The organism is Streptomyces sp. ID05-39B, assembly GCF_033794725.1.
Taxonomy (GTDB): Bacteria; Actinomycetota; Actinomycetes; order Streptomycetales; family Streptomycetaceae; genus Streptomyces; species Streptomyces bobili.
Genome location: NZ_JARGEF010000358.1, coordinates 1 through 6,032, shown reverse-complemented (window position 1 = coordinate 6,032; position 6,032 = coordinate 1). Strand labels below are relative to the sequence as shown.

General features: G+C 72.2%; 4 protein-coding genes. All 4 read right to left on the bottom strand.

The window, feature by feature from the left end; translation table 11 throughout:
* Positions 1 to 66: 66 nt before the first annotated feature.
* Complete coding sequence (locus P1P75_RS38855; RefSeq protein ID WP_319264263.1) at positions 67 to 1,878, bottom strand: PQQ-binding-like beta-propeller repeat protein; 1,812 nt, start codon at positions 1,876 to 1,878, stop codon at positions 67 to 69.
* A gap of 314 nt (positions 1,879 to 2,192) precedes the next feature.
* A complete protein-coding gene (locus P1P75_RS38850) occupies positions 2,193 to 3,995 on the bottom strand; it encodes an ABC-F family ATP-binding cassette domain-containing protein (protein WP_319264261.1) in 1,803 nt (600 codons plus the stop codon).
* Positions 3,996 to 4,180: 185 nt separating this feature from the next.
* Positions 4,181 to 5,086 carry a 4-(cytidine 5'-diphospho)-2-C-methyl-D-erythritol kinase gene (locus P1P75_RS38845; RefSeq protein WP_319264259.1) on the bottom strand — a complete coding sequence of 302 codons (906 nt, stop codon included), beginning with the start codon at positions 5,084 to 5,086 and terminating at the stop codon, positions 4,181 to 4,183.
* Complete coding sequence (gene rsmA, locus P1P75_RS38840) at positions 5,083 to 6,021, bottom strand: 16S rRNA (adenine(1518)-N(6)/adenine(1519)-N(6))-dimethyltransferase RsmA (RefSeq protein ID WP_319264264.1); 939 nt, start codon at positions 6,019 to 6,021, stop codon at positions 5,083 to 5,085. The genes P1P75_RS38845 and rsmA overlap by 4 nt, the downstream gene beginning before the upstream one ends.
* Positions 6,022 to 6,032: the final 11 nt, after the last annotated feature.

The following is a 6,032-nucleotide window of genomic DNA, read 5'->3' as shown; positions in this document are numbered from 1 at the left end:
CCGGGGAGACGTGGGTGGGCCGGGCGGCGGCGTCGGTGCCGCGCGCTCCGGCCCGGGTCGCTCGCCTCACTTGCCGTAGGCGAGCATCAGCTTCTCCTTCGCGTCGTCGTTGCCCGCCAGCCGGGTGGAGGAGATGTAGAAGCGGCCGTCCGCCCAGGCGACGTCGCGGGAGAAGAAGCTGTCCTCCAGGTCGGCCGTGCTCTCCGGCATCTGGAGCAGCGTCGTCGGCGTGTGCGTGGAACCGGCGACCGGGATCGACACGACCCGGCCGGCCGCGTCGTACGACGGCTCGACGTAGGCGACGAGGTTGCCGCCCTCGACGCTCAGCGGCAGCATCGATTCGTCCACCGGGGACTTCACCCGCCACTTCTCCTTGCCGGTGGCGAGGTCGATCGCGACGATCTCGTTGGCTCCGGTGGTGGCCTTGGTGGGCAGGTAGAGGGTGTTGGCGTCGGCGGCCGTGCCGTCACAGCCGGTCAGGTTGCGCTGAAGGATGGCCCAGCCGCACTCGGGGGCGAAGTCCTCGTCGACGCCGACCTGCGAACGGAACGTGCCGTCCGGCTTGAGCGTCGAGATGTTCCAGGCGTTCTTGTCCTTGTTGGTGCTGTAGATGACCAGCGGGTCCATCGAGTACGCGCGGGCGACCGTCCAGCCCTTGTCGAACTTCTGGGTCCACTTGACCCTGCCGGTCGCCGGGTCCAGCTCCTGGACCTCGTCGTGCTCGGTCGGGTCGGTCGCGTCGCAGGAGGCCACGGAGATCAGCTTGGCGCCACCCGCGAAGGCGGTCGGGAAGCAGGCGTCGCCGTACTTCTTCTTGTCCCACAGCTTCTTGCCGGTGTTGACGTCGTACGCCGTGCCCGACTGCGAGCGGCCCACCATCAGCGTGTTGCCGGTGACGGACAGTTCGACGGTGATGGCGCTGTCGAAGAGCGCGCCGTCGGCGACCTCCCCGGTCCAGCCCTTGGCGCCGGTGTTGAGGTCGATCTGCTGGAGCTGGTTGCACTTGGCGCGGTCGCTGCTGCCGTTCATGTAGGCCACGACGACCTTGTCGGTGGCCGTCTTCTGCGGGGTGACCGCGCAGACCTTCTGCGGCAGGGCGATGGTGTCCCAGGCGGGCCTGCCGTCGCCGACGTTGTAACCGACGACCTCCTTGTACGCGGCCTTCACCGCGGTCTTGGAGGTGATCCACATGCCGGGGGCCTCGGCGCCCGAGGCGGGCGCGTCGGGCGCCTCCTTGTACCAGAGCACCTTGGCCTCGCCGGTCTTGCGGTCGGCGTTGAAGTCCTCGGGGTCCTCGCCGCCGTCGCCGTCGCCGTCACCGGGGTTGACGGGGCTTTCGACCGCCGACGGCTTGCCGTCGTCGCTCGGTCCGGCGACGGGCTTCTTCTTGCCGCCGTCGTCGTCACCGCTGGTGACCGCGAACACCGTCCCGCCGATCACCAGCAGCGCCGCGACCGCTGCCCCGACGGCCAGCGCGGGCTTGCCCCTGAAGGGGTTGCGCGAGCCGGACCCCGGGGTGCCGGGGGCACCGGGGAACTGGGGTGGCGGGTAGCCGTACCCGGGCTGCTGCCCGTAGGGACCGGCCGGCTGGCCGTACGGTCCCGGCTGCGGCGGCTGCCCGTACGGCCCCGGAGCACCCGGAGCGCCGTAGGGGCCGCTCGGCTGGCCGTACGGCCCCTGCTGCCCAGGCTGTTGCTGCTGCGGAGGCTGCTGCGGGTAGCCGTAGCCCGGCTGCGGAGCCTGCGGCGGCTGGGCGGGCGGGCCCTGCGGCGGTGGCGGCGGCGTCTGCGGTGCGCCGAAGCCACCACCCTGCGGCGGCTGGTCCTGCGGTGCGCCGAAGCCACCCTGCGGCGGCTGTTGGTTGGGCGGCTGAGTCATCAGCGTCTCCCCCTCGCTCACTGATTTTTAGCCACGCCCTGAGGCTCGTGACGGTCCCGGACTCGTGCTCAGAAAGTTCTCAGACGGCTCTTTCTATCACCCGGGACCGACAGCGAAGGGGCCCGCATCCGCCCCTGTACCCAAGGGAGGACCGGGCCGTGATCCCGTCGTTACGCGCCTTCACGCCCCCTTCACGCGGCGCACGCGCCGTCACCGCGCGCGGGGACCCGTTCACCGAGCGTGCAGCACGCTCGCCGGACCCCCGAACCGCCGTGGCACGGGTTTCGGTCACGCACGCCATCCCGCGTTTCGGGTCACGCGTCCTCGGCCAACTCCAGCCACCGCATCTCGAGTTCCTCGCGTTCCCCGGCCAACCCGCGCAGTTCGGCGTCGAGTTTGGCGACCTTCTCGAAGTCGGTGGAGTTGTCGGCGATCTGCGCGTGCAGCTTGGCCTCCTTGTCGGAGACGCGGTCCAACTGACGCTCGATCTTCTGGAGTTCCTTCTTGGCGGCACGCTGGTCGGCGGCGCTCTTCTCCGGCACCGCCTTCTGTGTCACGGGCGCCGCGGCGGCCGCGGCCTCCTCCATGCGGCGGCGGCGCTCCAGGTACTCGTCGATGCCGCGCGGCAGCATCCGCAGGGCGGAGTCGCCGAGGAGGGCGAAGACGCGGTCCGTGGTCCGCTCGACGAAGAAACGGTCGTGGGAGATCACGATCATCGAGCCGGGCCAGCCGTCGAGGAGGTCCTCGAGCTGGGTGAGGGTCTCGATGTCGAGGTCGTTGGTGGGCTCGTCGAGGAAGAGGACGTTGGGCTCGTCCATCAGCAGCCGCAGGATCTGCAGGCGGCGGCGCTCACCGCCGGACAGGTCCCCGACCGGCGTCCACTGCTTCTCCTTGCCGAAGCCGAACGTCTCGCACAGCTGGCCGGCGGTCATCTCGCGGCCCTTGCCGAGGTCGACGCGCTCGCGCACCTGCTGGACGGCCTCCAGGACCCGCAGGTTCGGGTCGATCTCGGCGACCTCCTGGGAGAGGTAGGCCAGCTTGACGGTGCGGCCGACGACGACCTTCCCGCCGGCCGGCTGGGCCTCGCCCTCGGTGCGGGCGGCCTCGGCCATGGCGCGCAGCAGGGACGTCTTCCCCGCGCCGTTGACGCCTACCAGGCCGATGCGGTCGCCGGGGCCGAGCTGCCAGGTGACATGCTCGAGCAGCACCTTGGGGCCCGCCTGGACGGTCACGTCCTCCAGCTCGAACACGGTCCTGCCGAGCCGGGACGACGCGAACTTCATCAGCTCGCTGCTGTCCCGCGGCGGCGGCACGTCGGCGATCAGCTCGTTGGCGGCCTCGACCCGGAAGCGCGGCTTGGACGTCCGCGCGGGCGCCCCGCGGCGCAGCCAGGCCAGCTCCTTGCGGACCAGGTTCTGCCGCTTGACCTCCTCGGTCGCGGCGATCCGCTCCCGTTCCGCGCGCGCGAAGACGTAGTCGGAGTAGCCGCCCTCGTACTCGTGGACGGCGCCGCGCTGCACGTCCCACATGCGGGTGCAGACCTGGTCGAGGAACCAGCGGTCGTGGGTGACGCAGACGAGCGCGGACCGGCGCTCGCGCAGATGCCCCGCGAGCCAGGCGATGCCCTCCACGTCGAGGTGGTTGGTCGGCTCGTCGAGGACGATCAGGTCCTGCTCCTCGATCAGCAGCTTGGCGAGCGCGATACGGCGCCGCTCGCCACCGGACAGCGGCCCGATGACGGTGTCCAGGCCCTGCGGGAAGCCGGGCAGGTCGAGCCCGCCGAAGAGTCCGGTCAGGACGTCGCGGACCTTGGAGTTGCCGGCCCACTCGTGGTCGGCCATGTCACGGATGACCTCGTGGCGGACGGTGGCGGTGGGGTCCAGGGAGTCGTGCTGCGTGAGCACGCCCATGCGCACCCCGCCGGAGTGCGTGACCCTGCCGGTGTCCGCCTCCTCCAGCTTGGCGAGCATGCGGATCAGGGTGGTCTTGCCGTCGCCGTTGCGACCGACGACTCCGATCCTGTCCCCTTCGGACACGCCGAGCGAGATGCCGTCGAGCAGCGCACGGGTTCCGTACACCTTGCTGACGTTCTCGACATTGACCAGGTTGACGGCCATTTTTGCTCCTGCCAGGGGGATCGGTCAGCCTCCCAGCCTAATGGGAGCCGCTCGGTCGCCAATCCCCCCGCAGGTCAGCGGCCTGCGCAGCGGACGTCGTCGAGGAGGTCGTACATCGCCGGCCGGGGCACCGGGTGACCGGCCGGTCGCGGTGGCCGTCGGCCGCCGTCACGTCCGTGGTGACGTCAGGACGCGCTGACGACCGTGGCCCCCGGGGCCGGGCCGGACGCCGTGCGCACGCTCTTGCACGTGCCGGACGTCCGCAGCGCCTGCGCGATCCTCTCCGCGGCGGCGGTGTCGCGCGCCAGGAACGCGGTGGTGGGGCCCGAGCCCGAGACGAGGCTCGTGAGCGCGCCGGCCGCCTCCCCCGCGGCGAGGGTGCCGGCGAGTTCGGGGAAGAGGGAGAGGGCGGCGGGCTGGAGGTCGTTGGAGACGGCCGCCGCGAGAGCGTCGGGGTCGCCCTTGGCGAGGGCGCCCTGGAGTTCCCGCGAGGCGACCGGCTCGGGGATGTCCCGGCCCTCGGCGAGGCGGTCGAACTCCCGGAAAACGGCCGGGGTGGACAGGCCGCGCCCGGCCATCGCGAACACCCAGTGGAAGGTCCCGCCGGTCTCCAGCACGGTCAGCTGCTCGCCCCGCCCGATGCCGAGAGCGGCACCGCCGACCAGACTGAACGGAACGTCGCTGCCCAACTCCGCGCAGATCTCCAGCAGTTCCTCACGGGAGGCGCCGGTGCCCCAGAGCGCGTCGCAGGCCAGGAGGGCGCCCGCACCGTCCGCGCTGCCGCCCGCCATGCCGCCCGCGACGGGGATGTCCTTGGCGATGTGCAGATGCACGTCCGGGGTACGGCCGTAGCGTTCGGCGAGTGCGATCGCCGCGCGCGCGGCCAGGTTGCCGCGGTCCAGGGGGACCTGGGCGGCGTCCGGGCCCTCGCAGGTCACCCGCAGGGCGTCGGCCGGGGTGACCGTGACCTCGTCGTGGAGGCCGACCGCCAGGAAGACGTTCGCCAGGTCGTGGAAGCCGTCGGGGCGGGCGGCGCCCACGGCGAGCTGGACGTTGACCTTGGCGGGCACGCGGACGGTGACGGCGCTCACTCGGAGTCCTTCTCCTGGCGCTGCTCGTGCTCCGGGTCGTGCCGCTCGGGCTCGGGCTGCCCGGGATCGCTCTCGGGCTGCTTGTTCTCGGCGATCCGGGCGAACTCCTCGACCGTCAGGGCCTCTCCGCGCGCCTGCGGGGAGACACCGGCGGCCACCAGCGCGGCCTCGGCCGCCGCCGCGGAGCCGGCCCATCCGGCGAGCGCCGCCCGCAGCGTCTTGCGCCGCTGGGCGAACGCCGCGTCGACGACCGCGAAGACCTCACGCCGGGAGGCGGTCGTCCTGACCGGCTCGGCCCTGCGGACGAGGGACACGAGGCCGCTGTCCACGTTCGGCGCCGGCCAGAAGACGTTGCGGCCGATCGCGCCGGCGCGCTTGACGTCGGCGTACCAGTTGGCCTTCACGGAGGGCACGCCGTACACCTTCGAGCCGGGGGCGGCGGCGAGGCGGTCGGCGACCTCCGACTGGACCATCACCAGGGTGCGCTCGATGGTCGGGAAGGTGGCGAGCATGTGCAGGAGCACGGGCACGGCGACGTTGTACGGCAGGTTCGCCACCAGGGCGGTGGGGGCGGGGCCCGGCAGCTCGGTCACCTGCATGGCGTCGGAGTGCACCAGCGCGAAGCGGTCCGCCCGCTGCGGCATGCGGGCGGTGATCGTCGCGGGGAGGGCGCTCGCGAGGACGTCGTCGATCTCCACGGCCGTGACGCGGTCGGCGACCTCCAGCAGCGCGAGCGTGAGGGAGCCGAGGCCCGGTCCCACCTCGACGACCACGTCCTCGGGGTGCACCTGCGCGGTGCGGACGATACGGCGGACCGTGTTCGCGTCGATCACGAAGTTCTGGCCGCGCTGTTTGGTGGGGCGCACGCCGAGGGCTGCCGCGAGTTCGCGGATGTCGGCGGGGCCCAGGAGGGCGTCGGGGGTGGGGCTCGTCACGGGGACAAGGG